This is a genomic window from Liquorilactobacillus uvarum DSM 19971 (assembly GCF_001434935.1).
GTDB classification, from domain to species: Bacteria; Bacillota; Bacilli; order Lactobacillales; family Lactobacillaceae; genus Liquorilactobacillus; species Liquorilactobacillus uvarum.
In genome coordinates, this window is sequence record NZ_AZEG01000007.1 from 61,801 (window position 1) to 82,184 (window position 20,384).

Here is a 20,384-nt window from a genome sequence, read left to right on the forward strand (position 1 = left end):
ACATCAAATGTTAACCCCCAATTGCTATTTGACGGTATATAATGAAAAGAAGCTGCTAAATGCGGTTTGTTAATCTATCTTGTCTTTAGAATGTGAGGAATTAATATGCGTAAATATCTTCTTAAGCGTGTTTTCTATATGATATTGACGTTATTCTTGGTTGCAACAATTACCTTTTTCTTAATGAAATTGATGCCAGGGACGCCCTACTCAAATCAACAGAAAATGACAGCTCAACAAATTCAAATCATGAACGAACAATATGGCTTAAATAAGCCTATGTGGTTGCAGTACTTGATCTACCTAGGTGGAATGCTCCATGGTGATTTTGGAGTGTCATTCCAGTTCAGTAACCAGCCGGTTTCGTATTTGATTGCTAGTCGAATCGGTGCTTCAGCGCAGTTAGGATTTCAAGCAATGATTTTCGGAGTTGTTTTAGGAATAATCATTGGGGCAGTCGCTGCGGTGCACAGAAATACATGGGTCGATACATTATGTACGATATTATCGATCATCGGAAAGTCAGTTCCTAACTTTGTTTTAGCTGTTCTGCTGCAATTCTATATTGCTCTGAAACTTGGCTGGTTCCCAATTGCTGATTGGGGTGGCTTCAGCTATACAGTCTTGCCAACAATTGCGCTTGGTGTCGGTCCTCTCGCGGAAACAGCACGTTTCATTCGAACTGGGATGGTTGATGTGCTTAACTCAGACTATATTGAGTTGGCTAAAGCCAAGGGCTTAAGCCGTTACGGAATTGTTTACCATCATGCTTTGCGTAACAGTTTGATACCGCTAGTAACTTTGATCGGACCGTATACGGTTGCCCTTATGACAGGTTCGATGGTTATTGAAAATATCTTCTCGATTCCCGGAATCGGGGAACAATTTGTTAAATCGATCCTGACCAATGATTATCCAACGATCATGGGTGTCACGATGCTGTTTTCTGCAGGATTAGTTGCTGTTATTTTAATAACGGATATCATTTACGGAATAATTGATCCGCGGATTCGACTAAGTGGAAGTGGGGATTAAACAAATGGAAGAAAAAATAAAGTTAAGTCCAGAAAGCTTTGAGGCTTTACCCAAGGCCGAAGAATTGGATAACGAAAAAATTGCTGCTCCATCATTAACCTTCGTTCAAGATGCATGGCGCCGTTTGAAGATGAATAAGGGTGCGCTTATATCTTTGTTCGTTATCATTTTGATGATGGTCGTAGCATTCGGCTCAACACCTTTTATCAATCATGATTCCTTGGTGAAATCTGCTCCTCAATATGCTAATTTACCAGCTAAAATTCCTGGGGTTCCAATCAATGGATTTAATGGAAAGTTGAAAGTTTCAGGTGAATGGGTTGATGAGTATAAACAAAATAATGTTCCAAGTAATAAGTATTTTGTTTTAGGAACAGATTATCTAGGGCATTCATTAGCACAACGAATTATTTATGGCACGAAGATTTCGCTGATTGTTGCTTTAGTCGCAACATTCTTTGATTTGACATTGGGTGTCGCGTACGGAATCACCTCTGGCTGGCGCGGTGGTCGAGTTGATAATATTATGCAACGGATTATTGAGGTTATCTCATCTATCCCAAGTCTAGTTATTGTTGTGTTGATGCTGGTTGTTTTGAAACCTGGGATGACTTCGATTATTGCCGCGATTGCAATTTCAAGTTGGACAACGATGGCTAGGATGATTCGAGCCGAGACCTTGCAGTTGAAATCGCAAGAGTATGTTTTAGCTGCCAGAACATTGGGGGAGACTCCATGGAAGATTGCTTGGAAACACCTAGTTCCTAATCTTTCAAGTATCATTATAATTCAGACGATGTATACTATCCCGACTGCGATCTTCTTCGAAGCGTTCTTGAGTTTTATTGGGATCGGTATTAGTTCACCACAGACTTCGTTAGGCGTGCTGCTGAATGATGGACAAAAGAACTTCCAATTCTTACCGTATCAAATGTGGTATCCTGCAATCGTGTTGTGTATCTTAATGATTGCTTTTAACCTGCTCGGTGATGGATTACGCGATGCATTTGATCCAAAGACTAGGAGGTAGATGGGAACAATGGCTGAAAGAATTTTAGACGTAAAAAACTTAAAAATTGATTTTCACACTTATGCTGGAGCTGTAAAAGCAATTCGTGATGTCAGCTTCCATTTGGATAAAGGAGAGACTTTGGCGATTGTTGGTGAGTCCGGTTCGGGCAAGTCAGTAACAACCAAAAGTCTGATGGGGCTACTTGCTAACAATGCTGAAGTAACTGGTGGTTCGATTATGTTTCATGATCAAGATATTTTGAAGAAGTCAGAAAAAGAAATGCAAAACATTCGCGGGAAAGATATCGCGATGATTTTTCAGGATCCAATGACCTCTCTTGATCCAACAATGCGTATTGGACAGCAGATTGCTGAACCGCTGATCAAGCATAAACATGTGGATAAGAAAAAGGCATGGTCGCAAGCACTTGAATTGATGAAGCTTGTTGGCATCACAGATGCTGAAGAACGAATCAAAAATTATCCTCATCAGTTTTCTGGTGGACAAAGGCAACGAATTGTTATTGCGATTGCACTCGTCTGCTATCCAGAAATATTGATTGCTGATGAACCGACAACTGCACTGGATGTTACGATTCAGGCTCAAATTCTGGAGCTGATGAAGGAATTACAGGAAAAGATCGAAACTTCGATTATTTTCATCACGCATGACCTTGGAGTCGTTGCCGGAATGGCAGATCGAGTTGCCGTGATGTATGCAGGCCAGATTGTGGAATATGGGACTGTCGATGAAATCTTCTTTAATCCGCAACATCCTTACACATGGGGCTTATTGAATTCAATGCCAACCTTATCAAGTACGAAGCTTGAAGCAATTCCTGGAACACCTCCTGATTTGCTGGATCCGCCTAAGGGTGATCCTTTTGTAGCACGTAATCCATACGCAATGAAAATTGATGCTGAACAGAGGCCGCCATTCTTCAAGGTCTCAGAGACACATTATGCTGCAACATGGCTGTTGCATCCGGACGCACCCAAAGTTACGCCTCCAGATGAAATCGTTCGTCGCAGACAGACGTTTAAAGACATAATGGCTCATAAAGCAATTTGAGAGACTGAGGAAGGAAGAAGACCGCATGTCAGAAAAACGAAAAAAAATTTTGGAAGTAAAACATCTGAAGCAATACTTCAATGTGGGAAAACCTGATGAGGTCAAGGCAGTTGACGATGTTACCTTTGATGTCTATGAGGGCGAAACTTTTGGTCTTGTTGGCGAGTCAGGTTCGGGGAAGACAACTACAGGAAGAAGTATTATCCATTTGTATGAACCGACTGACGGAAGTATCTTATTTGAAGGCAAAGATATCAGCAAGTTGAAAACTAAAGCAGATTTCTTGAGTTTCAGAAGAGAAATGCAGATGATTTTCCAAGATCCATATGCTTCATTGAACCCGCGTATGAAGATCAAGGATATTGTTGCTGAAGGAATCGATATTCACCACCTTGCCAAGGATGATGCAGAGCGCAGTAAAATGGTTGAAGATTTGCTAGAAACTGTTGGACTCAACCGTGATCACTCGAGCCGTTACCCGCATGAATTTTCAGGCGGACAACGTCAAAGAATCGGAATTGCACGTGCGTTAGCAGTCAAACCTAAGTTCATTATTGCTGATGAACCGATCTCAGCTTTGGATGTGTCAATTCAAGCACAGGTTGTTAATTTGTTGAAAGATCTGCAACGTGAACACGGGTTGACCTATCTCTTTATTGCCCATGATTTGTCAATGGTCAAGTACATTTCTGATCGAATCGGTGTTATGCACTATGGAAAACTGCTTGAAGTCGGAACGGCTGATGAAGTTTATGCTCATCCGTTGCATGATTACACTGCAAGCTTGATTTCTGCTGTTCCTGTACCAGATCCGGAGTATGAGCGGAATCGCAAACAGATTCCTTATGATGCTTCGATCGAACAAGATCATCCTGATAATCCGCGTAAATTGCGTGAGATTGTTCCAGGGCATTTTGTCCGCTGCACAGAAGATGAAGTTGCAGGTTATCGTAAAAAAGCAGAGGCATATAAGCAGAAGGCTTAGTTCATAATTTTAGATAGTTGCAGATTGGCTAGAAAAAAGGCTTCGCATATTCATGAAAATGAATATGCGAAGCCTTTTTTGACTGAAGCAAATAACTGATCAAATAACTCAAAAAAACATTCTAATAAGTTTGTTCATCGAGATAGTGATTGTAATATTCTACTTTGACGTTATTCTTGTCAACAGTCATCTTTGTAACAGAACCGTTTGCTGGGCCTTCTGAAACAATATCGATATTAGGCGCGAAACGATGGACGATACTCCTAATCGTTGTCCCATGGCTGACAAGAAGAACTTTGTCATTGCTTTTTTGTTTGGTGCGTAGGTAATCAAAACCAGCGTTGATACGTGTCCAATATTCAGCATCATTTTCCGCATCATGGAATGGATCCGTTTCTTTCATGAAGTCACGTGATTTTTCAATTGAATACTTAGTGATCAGCTCTTCAAAAGTCTCGCAACCGTGAATAGCTCCCACCATCAACCATGTCTGACTAGAGTCGTTGCCTTCGAAATAACCATAACTCTGTTCACGGAAATTGCGCAGAATTTTAGGCTGCGGTAATTCTGCAGATGCAACATTTTCATCGATAATATAGCCGCAGGTTCGTTTAGCCCTGGTTGTATCGCTATGGTAAACATTGGAAAAATTGATGTGTGCAAGATGGCGCCCTGCACGATGACCGTCTTCAATCCCCTTAGGTGTTAAAGGAGAGTCGCACCAGCCTTGCATCCGGCGATAATGATTTAAAAAGGTTTGTCCGTGACGTACGAAATAAATAGTAAACGACATCAATTTGCCTCCTAGAAAGTTTAGTTACGAAATAATTAACGCTACAACAACAAGTATACATTGAAATGAGCTTTGACTGAAATAAATTTGTCTATAAATGACTGAAATAAACAAAAAATTACAGGAGACAGATATAAACTTTGATTTAAAAGAGCAGGTGGTAAATGTGCAAATTTTCGGTATACAAGAAGTGTGGTAATAGTCATTGGATTTTGAGTATTAAATAAGTATATTTATGTGCGCAATCCTTAATAAAAAGAAAAGTATGACTACTGCAACACGAAATTGCATGTATACACCAAAGCGAGGAACCAAGTCGAAATATAACTTTTGACTTAGTTCCCCGCTTAGATAAAATTTAAATTAGTAACCAGGAGACGTGCCCTTTTTCATAAAGCGATAAAGAAGTACGAACAATCCCGGGACAGCTGTTAAAGCTGCTAGAGCTATAAAAATCAATGAGAAGTGTTCCTGGACATAACTGATCTGGCCGAAAAAGTAACCTAGAGAAGATCCGAATGTCACCCACAACAGGACACCAAGCATGTTGTAAATTGAAAAACGTTTATAATCCATTCTGGCACTGCCAGAGATCAATGGAATAAAAGTTCTGATTAATGGAATAAATCGTCCAAAAATAACGGCTTTTCCACCGTGCTTTTCGAAGAAACGCTGTGTTTTTTCAAGTTTTTCTTCAGGTATTAGACGTCTAAAAAGGGACAGCCTATGCAGATTGCGTCCAATTTCGTAATTGACAGTATCGCCAATCAGAGCGGCGAAGAAGAATACAGGAATCAATATTCGAATATCGAGTGTTGAACCGGTGATGGCCGCTAAAGTACTTGTGAAAAAGATCAGTGACTCGCCTGGCAGAAAGGCAAAGACTACAAGCCCAGTTTCCATAAAAACAAGGGCGAATAAGGCGAAATATACCCAGCCGCCAAGTGTCTCGACCAGCGGTGCCAAATACAGATGAAAGTGCGAGAGAAAAAACAAAGCTTGATTAATCAAGGCACCACTTCCTTTACATGTATTTAACTGAATTCTACCGGGTTTAAGGACAAATTGCCAGTAATATATCCGGTAGTTAAGCTATTTTTAAAAAACTTTGAATAGGCTTTAATTGTAGCAGTTAAGTAAAAATGATAGAATTGTATGACCAGTAATTATGTGAGCGGGGGGATTAATGTGACGATTAAGGAACAAGAACAGCAGCGAATGGATGAAGTTATAAATAAGATAAAAATAGCAGAGCAAAAGCATCATGAAGAAATTAAGAATGCTGAAAATGATACCCACGCCATTAAAAATGATTTTTCAAATAATTTACGACTGAAAACAGAGTCTTATTCGGGAATTTTTGAAACAGCCGCTACGGTGCGGCAGCAGCAGCAAATGCTGCAGGAACGTGAAAATAGTTGGCAGCATGCGACAAAAAGGTTAGATATATTAAAAAAATTAGAGGCGACACCATATTTTGCAAGGATTGACTTTCATGAAAAAGGGGAAAAAAGGGCAGAATCAATCTATATTGGTTTAGGTTCTTTTGCAGATAAACCGGATAATTTCTTGATTTATGACTGGCGGGCTCCGATTTCAAGTATTTACTATGACGGTGGGATAGGTGACATCACTTATCAGACTCCGGATGGCCCACAGCATGTGAATGTGACTTTAAAGAGGCAGTTTCTAGTTGAAGATGGAAAAATCAAGACGGTCTTTGACACAGATGAAGCAGTAGGGGACCAGATGCTGCTCGATGTGCTGGATGAATCATCCGATACTAAGATGAAGAGTATCGTAACAACTATTCAAAAAGAACAAAACCAAATTATTCGTGAGACAAATGCTGAACTTCTCTTTGTTCAAGGGGCTGCCGGTTCGGGTAAAACGTCTGCTGTTTTGCAGCGGGTGGCTTATTTATTGTACCGTTACCGAGGCAAACTGACATCTAGTCAAGTTATCTTATTTTCGCCTAATCAGCTGTTTAACGATTATATCGATCAAGTTTTACCGGAATTAGGTGAACATAATATGGTTCAGATGACCTATTATCAATATGCGCAGCGTCGGCTTCCACGTGTTAGTGTCGAAACACTGCAAGAAAGATTTGAAGCAAAACGGACAGAAGCTCAACAAAAGATCCTTAGTTTAAAGAATAGTCTGCATTTTTTTGAGGCAACGACAGCCTATACACGTTATCTTGAAAAGAAAAGCATGCGTTTTAAAAATGTCATGTTTCGCGGAAAACCTTTCTTTGACCGAAATAAAATTAGTCAGATATATTATAGTTTCAACGAAAATTATCATTTACGCAATCGGCTAAGTGCTACCAAAGAACGGTTGTTGAAAATGCTCAATCGCAGAGTTGAAAGCGAATCACGGACAGAATGGGTTGAAAAGGCTATTCAAGAAGCGAGTCCGCAACAGTTGACAGAATTGTACGGAGATCATCCACGCGATTTTGAAAACGGCGATAAAGAACTGCGTTTTCTTGCGCGCCGTTTTGTCATGGAACAATATAAGAAGATCCATGCTGATATTATTCATAATCGTTTTTTAAATATCAATGCACAGTACATCCATTTACTTAAAAATGTGCCTGAATTGATCGAGTTACCCAAACTAGGAATTTCAGCGGAGCAGTGGAGGGATAGTATTGCGGATGTGATTGATAGGCTGAAGTCAAAACAGATGCAGCTTGCGGATGTTACACCATATCTGCATTTGTATGATCGGATTACCGGCAAGCGCGGCAATGTTGAAATGCGTCATGTTTTTATTGATGAGATCCAAGATTATACGCCGTACCAGCTGGCTTTCTTGAAAGAAAACTTTCCACGGGCCAGATTTACTGTTCTCGGAGATTTAAATCAGGCAATTTTCACGAAAACAAACAGTTACAATTTATTAGACGACGTAAGTGTGATGTTTCCTAAAGATAAAACCAAAGTTGTTCAGCTGACCAAATCCTATCGTTCTACCCAACAGATCACTGATTTTACTAAACAAATTCTTATTGATGGAGCTGCGGTCGAATCATTTGAACGCGAGGGTGAATTGCCACGGATTATGATTGATGCAACATTGAATGCATTGACAGATGATGTGGTTTTACAGATCAAACAAAATAACGCAGATCAGATGACAACAGCAATTATTTGCAAAACATTAAGGGAATGTGAAGAGTTGACGAAGGCTTTGCGCGCCAAAGAAGTTAAAGTAACTCTTATTAAGACGGAAAATCAGCGTTTGGCCGCAGGAACGATCATTGTACCTGCATTTTTAGCCAAAGGCCTTGAATTTGATGCTGTTATCATGTGGAATGCAAATAAAAATAATTATGTACTTGAGAGCGAACGTCAGCTGGTCTACACGATTTGTTCGCGGGCAATGCATCGCTTGAGCATTTATGCTTATGGTGAACTATCACCGTTATTCGAACGTGTACCGGCTAAGTACTATGAACTGAAATAGTAGAGCTGGATTTTAGATGGTGATTCACGCGCAGCGACTTGAGTTATTTTAAAATGATGTCAATTAGTACTATAGAATTGCAGTCAAAAAATGGTATAATCAGCATAATTATTTTAAGTAGATATAGGAGTCGCCAATGTATAATCAAATGAATTATTATAAGATTCCGCGTGAGGAATGGCGGGAATTTTATCAGGACCATATCTCTCCTTTGAGTGCAGCTGAATTGGTCCGGATTAAATCTGTAAATGATCGTATTTCATTGCAAGACGTTCAAGATGTATACGTTCCTTTAGTTCATCTCTTGGGACTGCACCTTGAGTCGCGGCAAGATCTTTTGAATAAACAGGCCGCTTTTCTGGGGATCGAACCGCATAAGGTACCTTTTATATTAGGTATTGCTGGGAGTGTCGCTGTCGGTAAAAGTACAATTGCCCGTTTGCTGCAGACAATGCTGAGCGAGATTTATCCGGATAAAAAAGTACAGCTGATAACAACAGATGGTTTTCTCTTCCCGAATAAAGAATTGAAGAGGCGTCGGTTAATGAAGAGGAAAGGGTTCCCTGAGTCATATGATATGCGGCGCCTACTGCTTTTTACGAATGATGTCAAAAATGGTCTTCCTGCCAAGGCACCGGTCTATTCCCATAAGGTCTACGACATTATACCAGGGGAGTATGAAGTTGTGGACAATCCTGATATTTTAATTGTTGAAGGAATCAATGTTTTGCAACTGCCAAGCAATCAGCAATTGTACGTCAGTGATTTCTTTGACTTCTCGATCTATGTTGATGCTCAGGAGAGCTTGATTCAAAAATGGTATCTAGAACGTTTTGGAATGCTGCTGGATACGGCCTTTCAAGATCCAACAAATTATTACTATCCGTATGCTATAGGGGATCGTTCTTCAGCTTTCAGAATGGCTAAGCGAGTCTGGCGTTCGATTAATCGGCCTAATCTGCATGAATATATTGTACCAACCAGAAATCGCGCAGATTTGATTGTTCATAAGACTAAAAATCATCTAGTAAACGAACTATTTCTACGGAAGTATTAAAAAGCTGTCATAAATGTACGTGGTTTCCATAATTTGATTTGACCAGTCTCTTAACTATCTGTAAAATAAGTGGGAGAATGTAGTAGTAAAAATAAGATGAGGTGAATATCTTGACAAATATTGACATGCAGGCTTTTGATAAGATCATCGTTCTTGACTTTGGGAGTCAGTATAATCAATTAATTACACGCCGAATTCGTGAATTTGGTGTTTATTCAGAATTATTATCACATAAAATAACGGCGGCTGAGATAAAGAAAATGGCACCCAAGGGTATTATTTTTTCCGGTGGTCCTAACAGTGTCTATGATGGCAAAGCCTTTCATGTTGATCCAGAAATTTTTAAACTTGGAATACCGATTTTAGGAATTTGTTATGGAATGCAGCTGATGGCAACTGAATTACCAGGAGGTAAAGTTGAAGATGCAACTAACAAGGAATACGGCAAAGCCGTCATTGAAGTTACAGACGACAAGGCTGTTCTTTTCCAAAGTCTTCCTCAAAAACAAACAGTCTGGATGAGTCACGGAGACTTAGTTACACAAGTCCCAGATGGCTTTAAAGCAACAGCAACGAGCGAGAATTGTCCGATTTCTGCAATGGCCAATGATGACAAGAAATTTTACGGTTTGCAATTCCATACCGAGGTCCGTAATACTGAATACGGCAATGAGATTTTGCGTCATTTTGCATTCGATGTCTGTGAAGCACGCGATAATTGGTCAATGGATGACTTCATTGATATGCAGATCGCCAAGATCCGTGAAACTGTCGGTGATAAGAAGGTTCTGCTGGGACTTTCCGGCGGAGTTGATTCATCTGTTGTCGGGGTGCTGCTGCATAAAGCAATCGGTCCGCAATTGACGAGTATCTTTGTTGACCATGGCCTTTTACGTAAGGGCGAAGTTGAACAAGTTATGGAAAGTCTAAAGGGCAAGTTTGGCTTGAATATTATTCAGGTCAACTCAAAAGAACGCTTTATGAAAAAGCTCGCCGGTGTTTCTGATCCAGAAAAGAAACGTAAAATTATCGGTAATGAATTTATCCGCGTGTTTGATGATGAAGCTGCCAAATTAGATGGAATCGATTATCTAGCTCAAGGAACGCTGTATACTGATGTGATCGAATCCGGAACAGATACGGCACAGACGATCAAGTCGCATCATAATGTTGGTGGACTGCCAGAAGATATTCAATTCCAGCTGATCGAACCTTTGAACACTTTGTTCAAAGATGAAGTCCGCGAATTGGGTGAAAAGCTGGGGATGCCATCTGAATTAGTATGGCGTCAACCGTTCCCTGGTCCTGGTTTAGGGATTCGTGTCATTGGTGAAATCACTGAAGAAAAATTACAGATCGTGCGCGACAGCGACTTGATTTTACGTGAAGAAGTTGCTAACCATGGACTCGAACGCGAGATCTGGCAATACTTCACCGTCTTACCTGGTATCAGAAGTGTTGGTGTAATGGGTGATGGCCGCACATACGATTACACGGTCGGAATCCGTGCCGTGACTTCAATCGATGGTATGACAGCTGACTTCGCTAAGATCCCATGGGATGTTCTCCAAGAAATCTCTGTCCGTATCGTTAACGAAGTTGCACACGTCAACCGCGTAGTGTACGATATTACGTCCAAGCCACCAGCAACGATTGAGTGGGAATAGTAGAAGCTAAGATATAAATACCGTTATACCGGCGTTTCTTGACTCTTTTCTTCTGTATTTCCCGTTGCTGGCACCGAAATGGCACCAGTAATGTGTTTCTTGCCCGTAAACTGATTACGAGTGGGGACAACGACTGAATGATCCGCCGGAGTGAAATCAACTAGACCATTAAGGTGTTGTGCTGTCTCAAAGTTACTATTTGGATATAGATGTCCATAAGTTCCTAAAGTTGTTTGAATGTCTTCATGTCCCAAACGTTCCTTAATAATTAATGGGTTTTCCCCAATACTAATTAACAAGGAAGCATGAGAATGTCGAAGCGCGTGGACACGAATTCGATGAACATTCGCGGCCTTAGAATAGACGTTGATTACTTGAGACAGTGATCCGCGAGTAGTTGGCACACCATTGTATGAAAGCACAAAATCTGTTTTAACTTCAGACGCTTGAATCTCTTTCCACTCGGAGAGATATTCAAGTGTCTTTTTGTCTAACGGAACTGTCCGAACACTGGCGCGAGTTTTGGGTGAAGTAAATTCATAGTTAAACGCATTTAAATAATAAAGTGTTTTGTTGATCCGTATCGTACCGGCTTTAAAATCAACGTCTTCCCACTGAAGAGCGGTTGCTTCACCGATGCGGGCACCGGTCATAAATAGAAGCCAAATTGTGGTGAAATTGAAACGCTGATAGTAGTCATTAAGATCCATTAAGGAAATAACTTTCTCAAACTCGGCTTTAGTCCAGAAATCGACTTTCTTCTTTTCCTTCTTTAAATTGCCAACAATTTTTGTTGGATTCTCTTCACAGAATCCTAGTACAATTGCACGATCAAAAACCAAAGATAACAAGCATTGAACTAGGCGGGTGTATGAATTACTTACTTGACTCTTCATCATGATTTGCCATTTCTGTATGTCCACCGGCGTAATTTTGTTAATGAAATACTTGTTAAATCCTTTGAATTGCTTTCGAAAGACGCTAACGCGACTGTCAAAAGTAGCCTTTTTGACATGACCTTCATACCAAGGAATAAAGAATTGCTGGCAGAAGTCACCAAAGGTAATCTGATCTGTTGAACCTTCTTTAACCCCATTCGCCATTAAATCACGATAAGCAGTCTTTGCTTCACGCATTGTTTTAAATCCGCTACGGCGTTTTTGGACACGTTTACCAGTTCGTTCATCCACACCAATGTTGGCACGGAAATAATAGGTGCCGTCTTTTGCTTTTTTTATTACTTCGGTTGTCTTTGTCATTATGATTGCTCCTCTGACGCAGATGCACCGATTTTAGCTAACTCTGAAAGAGTTCGCGCATTGAGCGTAAGACCTAATACTTCTTCAACCGCAGTTACTGGAACGCGGCCTAGCTTTGGTGACTCGTAATATGGACAGCCTTTCTGGACCATTAACAGCTTTGCACGTCTGATAATGTCTTTAGAAGCCCAAGGTCCATATCCTAAAGCCACAAGTTCATGTTTAGTCATAGTGACAACGTGAACCATAATTAGCCTCCTTTCGCTGGAAGCTAGACCGTATATCTTAGCTTCCATATTAACAGGATTGGGGAATAAGTGCAGCTCAATTGTGTCGGAAAACTTGCTACCCAGTTCCGTCACTAACGGACATAGGAATTTCACCTCTCCTGCTTACGTGGGAGCCTCGCGGAAGTATCATTATTGACTTAACTTGTACGATCATCAGTTAAAAATCGTAATCAAAGTGTGGGAGGCGCTCGCACTTCTGGTCATGGCGTCCGCAGATCAACAGTTCAAGTAAAGTCAGAAAGTCAGGGTAGCAATATTCAGTTTTCAAAGGACTCACAGGTGTTATTGCCTGCTCACTATATACATACAGATAAAAATAGAAAATGAAACCCAAAAAGCAAACTAATCGAAAAAAGATTAGCTGAAATAATGCTTGACGTTTACATAGATATAGGTCTATATTGTAGATATAGATACGTGTCTATATTTGTGAGGGGAGAACGTCAATGGATTATCAAAATTATGTGCTAATGCTAAAAGCAATGGCTGACCCTAATCGTCTCAAAATCATTGATTTACTTTCCTGCGGTTCGCTTTGTGCCTGTGATATTTTAGAACATTTTGATTTTTCACAACCAACGTTATCGCACCACATGAAAGTTTTACAAAATGCTGGGATCGTCACGGCACGTAAAGAGGGTAAGTGGCAGCATTATACATTGCAGGCTGAATTTACGGCTAAATTTAGGCAAGGGACTGAACTACTTTTAGCCAGCAATGAAGAATGCGTTTGTCATGGTGACGATTGCATAGATCAGCAGACAAGTCATTCCAGAAAGGTTGTTATCACTAATGAAAAAAGTTGAATTATTTGAACCAGCGATGTGCTGTTCTACCGGGGTTTGTGGGCCAGCGGTCAATGAAGATCTATTAATGATCACTTCAGCGTTTGACGCGTTACAAGGTGTTTCCAGCGTTGAAGCCGACCGGTATAATCTTAGCAATAATCCAGATGTCTTTAGTCAGCGGGCCGATATTCTAGCTGCAATCAAGGATGATGCCGATGCAACATTGCCGATCACTGTTGTCGACGGCAAAATTGTTAAAACCGGCGCTTACCCAACAATTGATGAGTTATCGGAATATACTGGTTTAGTTTTCGTGCCGGCTGATCAATCAAGCGGCTGTTGTGGTGGAAGTGGCTGCTGCTAATTTTTTGGTTGAAGCAAGAAATGGCACAGCCGTTTCTTTTAAATTATATATAGATGATTATCTATGTTAGGAGAATATATATGCGCGAATATCAACCACAAAATGCTAATTTAACTCATTATTTATTTTTCACTGGTAAAGGGGGCGTCGGTAAGACCACAACGGCTAGTGCCACCGCCATCAATCTAGCTGATAGCGGTCAGCAAGTGATGCTGGTCTCCACTGATCCAGCTAGTAATTTACAGGATGTATTTGATACTGATTTGACCAATAAACCCAAGGCAATCACCGGTGTGCCCGGTCTATTTGCCGCTAACTTTGATCCGGTGACTGCTGCCGGTGAATATCGGGAAAGCGTCGTTGGTCCTTACCGCGGCGTGTTACCGGATGCAGCAGTCAAAAATATGGAGGAACAGTTGTCTGGTTCATGTACGGTCGAGATCGCATCGTTTAATGAATTCGCTAAATTTTTAACTGATCCCGCTGTCGATCAGCGCTTTGATTATATTATTTTTGATACAGCGCCGACTGGTCATGCGTTGCGTATGCTGCAATTGCCCTCAGCTTGGAATAATTACTTGGCGGAAAATGATCGTGGGGCTTCATGCTTAGGCCAACTAGCCGGGATGGGCGACAAAAAAGCAATTTACGCCAAGGCTGTGGCTACTTTAAGTAATGGCGAATTGACCACCTTAATGTTAGTCACGCGTCCCCAAAAAGCATCATTACTGGAAGCGGCGCGGGCAGCCCAAGAATTAGCTGATATTGGCATGCAAAATCAACAATTAATTATTAATGGAACGTTGAAAACACCGACTGATCGTGCTTCCCATGCTATTTTTGAGCAGCAGCAGACTGATTTGCAACAGATGCCAGCAACATTACAGGCGTTGCCCCAAGCAGAAGTACCGTTACGAGCGTACAATGTTACTGGCCTAGATAAGTTGAGATTAGTTTTACAACCGGAACAACCAAGTTTAGCAACTTATCCGGCAATTACCAATCACTATCCTAATTTAGATACCATTGTTGCTGATTTAATTAAGACTAACAAAAAAATTATTTTCACCATGGGTAAAGGCGGCGTAGGTAAAACTACGGTGGCCGTGCAGATCACTAAAAAGCTGGTGGCCCAGCATAAAACCGTTCATTTAGCCACCACTGATCCGGCTGATCATCTTGATTTCTTTAACACAGATGATCCTGCAATCACCATCAGTCATATTGATGAACAGCAGGTACTTAAGGACTATCAAAATGAAGTGCTGACGACGGCGCGTCAAACCATGAAATCGGCCGATGTTGACTATGTGGCTGAGGATCTACGCTCACCATGTACGCAAGAAATTGCCGTTTTCCGCGCTTTTGCTAACATTGTCGCCCAAAATGATAGTGATGTTGTAGTCATCGATACGGCGCCAACCGGCCATACGCTACTGCTACTGGATTCGACTCAAAGCTATGCCAAAGAAGTCAAACGCACTGCCGGTGATGTGCCTCAAGCAATCGTTGATCTGTTACCGCGGCTACAAGATCCAGCGCAGACTGAAATTGTAATGGTGACTTTACCGGAAACAACGCCAGTTTATGAGTCGATGCGCTTGAATGATGATCTAGATCGGGCCCAAATTGCGCACACCTGGTGGTTGGTCAATCAAAGTATGCTGGCAACGGAAACAACGCATCCTTGTTTGCAGGCCCGGGCGCAAAATGAAGTTGAATGGATCGAAAAGGTTAAGCAGATTTCCAATGGTCATTTTGCAGTTGAACAATGGCAACCAGATTTTGAGCAGGCGTTATTAACGATTTAGCGTTATTAAAATTTGAAATAAAGGTATCAATTAATCAGGGTAGCAATACCCTGATTTTGGTAGTTGGGAGGAACCATGCAAGTCTTTTTCGCCGTTTTTATATTTTTACTGACATTATTATTTGTTATTTGGCAACCTAAGGGACTATCAATTGGCTGGACTGCGATTGGTGGTGCCGTTCTAGCACTATTATTCCGGGTGGTCACGTTTAAAGATGTTGGCACTGTCACCGGAATCGTTTGGAACGCGACTTTATCTTTCGTCGCAATTATTTTGATCTCACTAATTTTGGATGAGATTGGTTTTTTCGAGTGGGCTGCCTTACATATGGCGCGGCTAGCTAAAGGTAATGGCGTGCGCATGTTCATTCTGATCGCCGTTTTAGGTGCAATTGTCGCCGCCTTATTTGCTAACGATGGTGCAGCGTTGATTTTAACGCCGATCGTCTTGGCAATGGTCCGTGCGTTACATTTCGATGAAAAGCGGGTTTTCCCATTTATCATTGCTAGTGGCTTCATCGCTGATGCAACATCACTACCGTTAGTTGTCAGTAATCTAGTCAATATTGTATCAGCTGATTTCTTTGGTATCACATTTTCGGAGTATGCGCTACGGATGTGGCTACCGGATCTTTTTTCATTAGTTGCTAGCATCGGTATTTTGTACTTATATTTTCGTAAGGCGTTACCTAAACACTATGATGCCAGCCAAGTTGCTGAACCAAAATCGGCGATCAAGGATCAACGATTATTTAAATTTTCTTGGGTCGTGCTGGCAGCGTTATTGATTGGTTACTTTAGCAGTAGCTTCCTAAATATTCCAGTTTCGATTATTGCTTTGACGATTGCCTTGATCTTTTTGCTAGTCGGTCAGCTAAGTCATCACGTCAATACCAAGGCCGTTATTAAAGGTGCACCGTGGAATATTGTTTTCTTCTCAATTGGAATGTACGTGGTGGTTTATGGCCTACAAAACGTTGGCTTAACGGCATTGCTTGCGGGAATCATTGCTAAAATGGCAACTGGTGGGCGTTTTGTCGCCACCATGGGCATGGGCTATATGGCTGCGTTCTTGTCGTCGGCCATGAATAACATGCCAACTGTGATGATCAATGCTTTATCGATCAAAGGGGCGAATGTCTCTGGCTTAATGCACCAAACCTTAGTTTATGCTAATATTATTGGTTCTGATCTAGGACCAAAAATTACGCCAATCGGTTCATTAGCAACTTTAGTTTGGCTACATGTTCTAGCGCAAAAGGACGTTAAGATTGCTTGGGGCACTTATTTTAAAATTGGTATCACGATCACGATTCCAGTTTTATTCATTACACTATGTGGTTTATGGTTATCGTTAAGTATCTTTGGTTAAGGAAGGATAGCTGATTATGATGCAAACTAAATATGAGCAACAGAATTCATTGGGTAATAGTCTAAACATAATCGATACTTTGGTGAAGCAAGTTGTAAGTGCAGAAATAGAAGCAATTTCTGCGGCGTATCTGATTCAAGCCAATCAATAAATTAATCTGCTTGAATTAAAATATAGCCATGAACTAGTAATTCAACAGAACTTGTCTCAGGTGGAAACGGCCTTTTTGCAAATCAATTAGTTAATTCTAGATAATTTAGCGGTTAGTTATTTTCGTGACTATACTCAAGTGGAGAAAGAGTTTGATCATTTTGACCGCCTGATAGGTGAGGTAAAAGATGATCAAAATAGAGATTTTTGAAGCAGCAATGTGTTGCGCAACTGGTGTTTGTGGGCCAAGTGTTAACAAGAAACTTATTCAAACGACTGCAATTCAGCGTCATGTTAACGCAGACAGCAAAAACAGAATCACACGTAAAAATCTAGCACAAAACCCAGATGCCTTTGTTCATAGTCAACAAGTGCATGACTTATTAGAAAAGTATGGCGTCGCAATTTTACCAATTACTATGGTCAATGGTAAAATCGTTAAACAAAAAGATTATCCAACTTTTCAAGAGTTCTCAGACTACCTACAGCAAGATTTAAGTCGGGCACGTGTTCATTAACCGGAGTGAAAGGAATTAATTAAATGGTACGTGATGCAGAAAAATTATTGATCATCGGTGGTAGTGACGCTGGTATTTCAGCGGCCTTAAAGGCCAAAGAACTTAAACCGCAACTAAGAGTTCAAGTATTATTGGCAGATGAGTACCCTAATTTATCAATTTGTGGATTGCCCTATGCAGTTAGTGGGGAGGTACCCAATTGGCATTCATTAGCTCATCGGGATTTACAAGAATTAACGTCGACTGGCGTTGAGTTTCAAATGAATATGATTGCTAAGAAAATTGATCCGCAGCAACATGAAGTTATCGCGCATTCGTTTGCGGGTGAATTACAAATTTATCATTATGATCATTTGGTTGTAGCCACTGGAGCCAAGCCAAAATTATCTGGTATTACAGGGATAGACTTAGCGCGTACACAACAGCAGAATAGTAAAGTTCGTGTTTTGCATACGATGGCAGATTATTTTGCGCTTGAAACGAATTTGACTACAAACAGTGTGCAAAATGTGGCTATCGTAGGCTCCGGCTATATTGGGATTGAAATGGCGGAGGCGTTGCAGAAACGTCATTTAAACGTGACTATTTTTCAACGTGGCGCAGAGATACTATCAACGGTCGATGCTGATTTAGGCCAAATCGTTCATCAAAAATTAGTTGCTAATGATGTTCAGGTTGCAACTAACTTAACTGTTTCAGAAATTAATGAAACTGAAACTAAGGTGAAGGTTGTTGGTGTGAATGCGGATCAAAAGATAAATACTTATGATTTTGATTTGGCTTTAGTTGTGGTTGGTGTTCAGCCGAATACTGATTTATTAGTCGCAGCTGGTTCCGAAACTGGAATTGCTGGTGCCGTCAAGGTTGATCAATATATGCAAACTACGTTACCAGATATATGGGCGGCCGGTGATTTAGTTGAAACAAAACATCATTTGTTAGGGAAGGCTTACTTACCGCTGGGCACAACGGCACACAAACAAGGGCGAACTGCCGGGTTCAATGTTGCTGGTGTTCCACGTACCTTTAAGGGTAGCATTGGGACTCAAGTGCTAAAGGTATTTGATCTAGTAGTTGCGCGGACTGGATTATTAGCAAAGGAGGCCATACAGGCAGATTTTGCGCCATTTACTGTAACAACCGACGTCGATGATCATAAAGCGTATTTTCCGGGTGCACATAAGATTAAGATCAGGATTACCGGTGATCAACATACCGGCCGACTTTTAGGCGTACAGGTAATTGGTTATTACGGTAGTGAAGTTGCCAAACGTTGTGATATTTTTGCAGTGGCAATTTTTAATAATATGACGGTGGCGGAAATTAGTGATTTAGATTTATCCTATTCACCACCAGTTGGCTCACCTTGGGATGCAGTACAGATTGCGACTCAGAATTGGGAGCAACAAAGTTTGAAATATTAATTATTTATTTAAAATATTCCAACATCCAGTTGAAGCTTATATTTTAAGCGTCAACTGGATGTTGGCGTTTTATAACCTAGTTATTTTTGTGATGGAGTTTCAATTACTAATATTAAGTGTAAAATATGGTTCATCATTAAACTATTACATGATATAATGTAATAGTTGGTCGTCACATAATTGTATTACAAGGAGGATACGCATGATAAAAGTAGACTGTTGTCCGGATAAACCAGAATTAGCTAGCCGTGATTTACTGAGTGAAGAGAACGCAAGTGAGATCGTCTTACTTTTTAAAGTTCTATCCAATGATACAAGATTAAGAATTTTACATTGTTTAACGCGCGAGCCTAAAATATCAGTTGGCAAGATTGCGGCTAGGCTTAATATGAAAACTGCAGCTATTTCTAACCAGTTGCAGCGATTAGTTGATCAAAAAATTGTGAAAACTGAACGTGATGGAAATTTCATCAACTATGAAATTATTGATGAATGTACTGCTATTCTATTAGAACGTGCTTGGTGTTTAGCAGAAGACACAGGTAAAATTACGGGTTAATAAATATGTGAAATGGGATGTTGCTATGATTAAAACCATTATAACTGGTATTGTGCTATACGCCTCCACCGCGATTGATTTATTAGTTATTCTGATGTTATTATTTTCAAAATATCGGTCAACAAAACATAAGCAACAAATTTATATTGGTCAATTTTTAGGTTCATACACATTGATAGCAATCAGTCTTTTTTTTGCGTTAGTACTTCACTATGTGCCTGCTAAGTGGATTCTTGGATTTTTAGGTTTAATACCGATTGGCTTTGGGATTAAATATATCCTGAGTGACGAAGATGAAGCCGCTGAGGTTGATGAAAAAATCGAACAGCGAAAAGACAAAAATTTGATCGCAACGGTTGCTTTAATCACCGTTGCATCTTGTGGCTCTGATAACATTGGACTTTTTGTGCCTTACTTTGTATCGTTAACAATCGAACAACTAATAACGACGTTTATTGTTTTTACATTCTGTATCTTCATACTTGTCTATTTGGGTGATAAATTTTCGCGTGTGAAGATTGTTAAGAAATTGTTAGATAAATTTGGTAATTGGATTATGGCAATTATTTATATTGGATTAGGCATGATGATTATTTTAGAGAGTGACACAATTTCACATCTTATTAAAATACTTTTTTGAAAAAATAGGATATCTTTTTTGTTTATATAGAGGTGTTATAGTGGCATCAGAGAATTGGTTACTTGCAAAAAAAATTGTTTCGAATTACGGGTGTGGATTTGAAACATATTATA

Annotated in this window: 20 protein-coding genes; 16 read left to right on the plus strand and 4 right to left on the minus strand. The window is 40.3% G+C overall.

The window, feature by feature from the left end; genetic code table 11:
• Positions 1 to 105: 105 nt before the first annotated feature.
• Genes opp3b through FD20_RS05005 form a run of 4 tightly spaced genes read left to right on the plus strand, consistent with a single transcriptional unit; the run spans position 106 to position 4,103 of the window.
• A complete protein-coding gene (opp3b, locus tag FD20_RS04990) occupies positions 106 to 1,035 on the plus strand; it encodes an oligopeptide ABC transporter permease (RefSeq protein WP_057736501.1) in 930 nt (309 codons plus the stop codon).
• A 4-nt stretch (positions 1,036 to 1,039) separates the two neighbouring features.
• Positions 1,040 to 2,065, plus strand: a complete 1,026-nt coding sequence (locus FD20_RS04995) for an ABC transporter permease (RefSeq protein WP_057736502.1) — start codon at positions 1,040 to 1,042, stop codon at positions 2,063 to 2,065.
• 9 nt (positions 2,066 to 2,074) lie between these two features.
• Positions 2,075 to 3,118 (plus strand): ABC transporter ATP-binding protein, encoded by a 1,044-nt coding sequence (locus FD20_RS05000; RefSeq protein ID WP_057736524.1) that lies wholly within the window; start codon positions 2,075 to 2,077, stop codon positions 3,116 to 3,118.
• A 25-nt stretch (positions 3,119 to 3,143) separates the two neighbouring features.
• Complete coding sequence (locus FD20_RS05005; protein WP_057736503.1) at positions 3,144 to 4,103, plus strand: ABC transporter ATP-binding protein; 960 nt, start codon at positions 3,144 to 3,146, stop codon at positions 4,101 to 4,103.
• A 121-nt stretch (positions 4,104 to 4,224) separates the two neighbouring features.
• Here the strand turns inward: FD20_RS05005 and FD20_RS05010 are convergent, their stop codons facing one another.
• Complete coding sequence (locus FD20_RS05010) at positions 4,225 to 4,896, minus strand: histidine phosphatase family protein (RefSeq protein WP_057736504.1); 672 nt, start codon at positions 4,894 to 4,896, stop codon at positions 4,225 to 4,227.
• A 363-nt stretch (positions 4,897 to 5,259) separates the two neighbouring features.
• Positions 5,260 to 5,907, minus strand: coding sequence for a VTT domain-containing protein (locus FD20_RS05015; RefSeq protein WP_057736505.1), 648 nt, complete (start codon positions 5,905 to 5,907; stop codon positions 5,260 to 5,262).
• 171 nt (positions 5,908 to 6,078) lie between these two features.
• Between FD20_RS05015 and helD the strand changes: the two genes are divergently transcribed.
• The 3 genes from helD to guaA all read left to right on the plus strand — a co-directional run bounded on the left by helD (position 6,079) and on the right by guaA (position 11,097).
• Positions 6,079 to 8,373, plus strand: a complete 2,295-nt coding sequence (gene helD, locus FD20_RS05020; RefSeq protein WP_083489047.1) for an RNA polymerase recycling motor HelD — start codon at positions 6,079 to 6,081, stop codon at positions 8,371 to 8,373.
• 136 nt (positions 8,374 to 8,509) lie between these two features.
• Positions 8,510 to 9,430, plus strand: coding sequence for a type I pantothenate kinase (gene coaA / locus FD20_RS05025; RefSeq protein ID WP_057736507.1), 921 nt, complete (start codon positions 8,510 to 8,512; stop codon positions 9,428 to 9,430).
• Between the two features lie 110 nt (positions 9,431 to 9,540).
• Positions 9,541 to 11,097, plus strand: coding sequence for a glutamine-hydrolyzing GMP synthase (guaA, locus tag FD20_RS05030; RefSeq protein ID WP_057736508.1), 1,557 nt, complete (start codon positions 9,541 to 9,543; stop codon positions 11,095 to 11,097).
• Between the two features lie 23 nt (positions 11,098 to 11,120).
• On the opposite strand, the gene FD20_RS05035 is transcribed toward guaA, so the two are convergent.
• Together FD20_RS05035 and FD20_RS05040 are read right to left on the minus strand one after the other, a co-directional pair.
• A complete protein-coding gene (locus FD20_RS05035; protein ID WP_057736509.1) occupies positions 11,121 to 12,356 on the minus strand; it encodes a site-specific integrase in 1,236 nt (411 codons plus the stop codon).
• Positions 12,356 to 12,604, minus strand: coding sequence for a DUF3173 domain-containing protein (locus tag FD20_RS05040; RefSeq protein WP_010579437.1), 249 nt, complete (start codon positions 12,602 to 12,604; stop codon positions 12,356 to 12,358). The genes FD20_RS05035 and FD20_RS05040 overlap by 1 nt, the downstream gene beginning before the upstream one ends.
• Before the next feature lie 488 nt (positions 12,605 to 13,092).
• On the opposite strand from FD20_RS05040, the gene FD20_RS05045 reads away from it, so the two are divergent.
• The 9 genes from FD20_RS05045 (at position 13,093) to FD20_RS05085 (ending at position 20,271) form a co-directional block, all read left to right on the plus strand.
• Positions 13,093 to 13,452 carry an ArsR/SmtB family transcription factor gene (locus FD20_RS05045; RefSeq protein ID WP_010579436.1) on the plus strand — a complete coding sequence of 120 codons (360 nt, stop codon included), beginning with the start codon at positions 13,093 to 13,095 and terminating at the stop codon, positions 13,450 to 13,452.
• Positions 13,439 to 13,798, plus strand: coding sequence for an arsenite efflux transporter metallochaperone ArsD (arsD, locus tag FD20_RS05050; protein ID WP_010579435.1), 360 nt, complete (start codon positions 13,439 to 13,441; stop codon positions 13,796 to 13,798). The genes FD20_RS05045 and arsD (FD20_RS05050) overlap by 14 nt, the downstream gene beginning before the upstream one ends.
• Before the next feature lie 80 nt (positions 13,799 to 13,878).
• Entirely contained in the window at positions 13,879 to 15,609 is a 1,731-nt protein-coding gene (gene arsA / locus FD20_RS05055) for an arsenical pump-driving ATPase (protein ID WP_010579434.1), read from the plus strand.
• A gap of 75 nt (positions 15,610 to 15,684) precedes the next feature.
• A complete protein-coding gene (locus tag FD20_RS05060) occupies positions 15,685 to 16,980 on the plus strand; it encodes an arsenic transporter (RefSeq protein WP_010579433.1) in 1,296 nt (431 codons plus the stop codon).
• A gap of 16 nt (positions 16,981 to 16,996) precedes the next feature.
• The gene (locus FD20_RS13995) at positions 16,997 to 17,131 is read left to right on the plus strand and encodes a hypothetical protein (RefSeq protein ID WP_010579432.1); all 135 of its coding nucleotides are present in this window, start codon (positions 16,997 to 16,999) and stop codon (positions 17,129 to 17,131) included.
• Positions 17,132 to 17,318: 187 nt separating this feature from the next.
• On the plus strand, positions 17,319 to 17,648 hold the full coding sequence (arsD, locus tag FD20_RS05070; RefSeq protein WP_010579431.1) for an arsenite efflux transporter metallochaperone ArsD: 330 nt from the start codon (positions 17,319 to 17,321) through the stop codon (positions 17,646 to 17,648).
• Positions 17,649 to 17,671: 23 nt separating this feature from the next.
• Positions 17,672 to 19,072 (plus strand): FAD-dependent oxidoreductase, encoded by a 1,401-nt coding sequence (locus tag FD20_RS05075; RefSeq protein ID WP_010579430.1) that lies wholly within the window; start codon positions 17,672 to 17,674, stop codon positions 19,070 to 19,072.
• Positions 19,073 to 19,274: 202 nt separating this feature from the next.
• Positions 19,275 to 19,631 (plus strand): ArsR/SmtB family transcription factor, encoded by a 357-nt coding sequence (locus FD20_RS05080; RefSeq protein ID WP_010579429.1) that lies wholly within the window; start codon positions 19,275 to 19,277, stop codon positions 19,629 to 19,631.
• A gap of 25 nt (positions 19,632 to 19,656) precedes the next feature.
• Positions 19,657 to 20,271 (plus strand): CadD family cadmium resistance transporter, encoded by a 615-nt coding sequence (locus tag FD20_RS05085; RefSeq protein ID WP_010579428.1) that lies wholly within the window; start codon positions 19,657 to 19,659, stop codon positions 20,269 to 20,271.
• The last annotated feature ends 113 nt before the right edge of the window (positions 20,272 to 20,384 follow it).

What these genes read in the sequence shown, in the direction of transcription:
- opp3b (WP_057736501.1), top strand. Translation starts at nt 106, where the DNA reads ATGCGTAAATATCTTCTTAAGCGTGTTTTCTATATGATATTGACGTTA.
- FD20_RS04995 (WP_057736502.1), top strand. Translation starts at nt 1,040, where the DNA reads ATGGAAGAAAAAATAAAGTTAAGTCCAGAAAGCTTTGAGGCTTTACCC.
- FD20_RS05000 (WP_057736524.1), top strand. Translation starts at nt 2,075, where the DNA reads ATGGCTGAAAGAATTTTAGACGTAAAAAACTTAAAAATTGATTTTCAC.
- FD20_RS05005 (WP_057736503.1), top strand. Translation starts at nt 3,144, where the DNA reads ATGTCAGAAAAACGAAAAAAAATTTTGGAAGTAAAACATCTGAAGCAA.
- FD20_RS05010 (WP_057736504.1), bottom strand. Translation starts at nt 4,896, where the DNA reads ATGTCGTTTACTATTTATTTCGTACGTCACGGACAAACCTTTTTAAAT.
- coaA (WP_057736507.1), top strand. Translation starts at nt 8,510, where the DNA reads ATGTATAATCAAATGAATTATTATAAGATTCCGCGTGAGGAATGGCGG.
- FD20_RS05035 (WP_057736509.1), bottom strand. Translation starts at nt 12,356, where the DNA reads ATGACAAAGACAACCGAAGTAATAAAAAAAGCAAAAGACGGCACCTAT.
- FD20_RS05040 (WP_010579437.1), bottom strand. Translation starts at nt 12,604, where the DNA reads ATGGTTCACGTTGTCACTATGACTAAACATGAACTTGTGGCTTTAGGA.
- FD20_RS05045 (WP_010579436.1), top strand. Translation starts at nt 13,093, where the DNA reads ATGGATTATCAAAATTATGTGCTAATGCTAAAAGCAATGGCTGACCCT.
- arsD (WP_010579435.1), top strand. Translation starts at nt 13,439, where the DNA reads ATGAAAAAAGTTGAATTATTTGAACCAGCGATGTGCTGTTCTACCGGG.
- arsA (WP_010579434.1), top strand. Translation starts at nt 13,879, where the DNA reads ATGCGCGAATATCAACCACAAAATGCTAATTTAACTCATTATTTATTT.
- FD20_RS05060 (WP_010579433.1), top strand. Translation starts at nt 15,685, where the DNA reads ATGCAAGTCTTTTTCGCCGTTTTTATATTTTTACTGACATTATTATTT.
- FD20_RS13995 (WP_010579432.1), top strand. Translation starts at nt 16,997, where the DNA reads ATGATGCAAACTAAATATGAGCAACAGAATTCATTGGGTAATAGTCTA.
- arsD (WP_010579431.1), top strand. Translation starts at nt 17,319, where the DNA reads ATGATCAAAATAGAGATTTTTGAAGCAGCAATGTGTTGCGCAACTGGT.
- FD20_RS05075 (WP_010579430.1), top strand. Translation starts at nt 17,672, where the DNA reads ATGGTACGTGATGCAGAAAAATTATTGATCATCGGTGGTAGTGACGCT.
- FD20_RS05080 (WP_010579429.1), top strand. Translation starts at nt 19,275, where the DNA reads ATGATAAAAGTAGACTGTTGTCCGGATAAACCAGAATTAGCTAGCCGT.
- FD20_RS05085 (WP_010579428.1), top strand. Translation starts at nt 19,657, where the DNA reads ATGATTAAAACCATTATAACTGGTATTGTGCTATACGCCTCCACCGCG.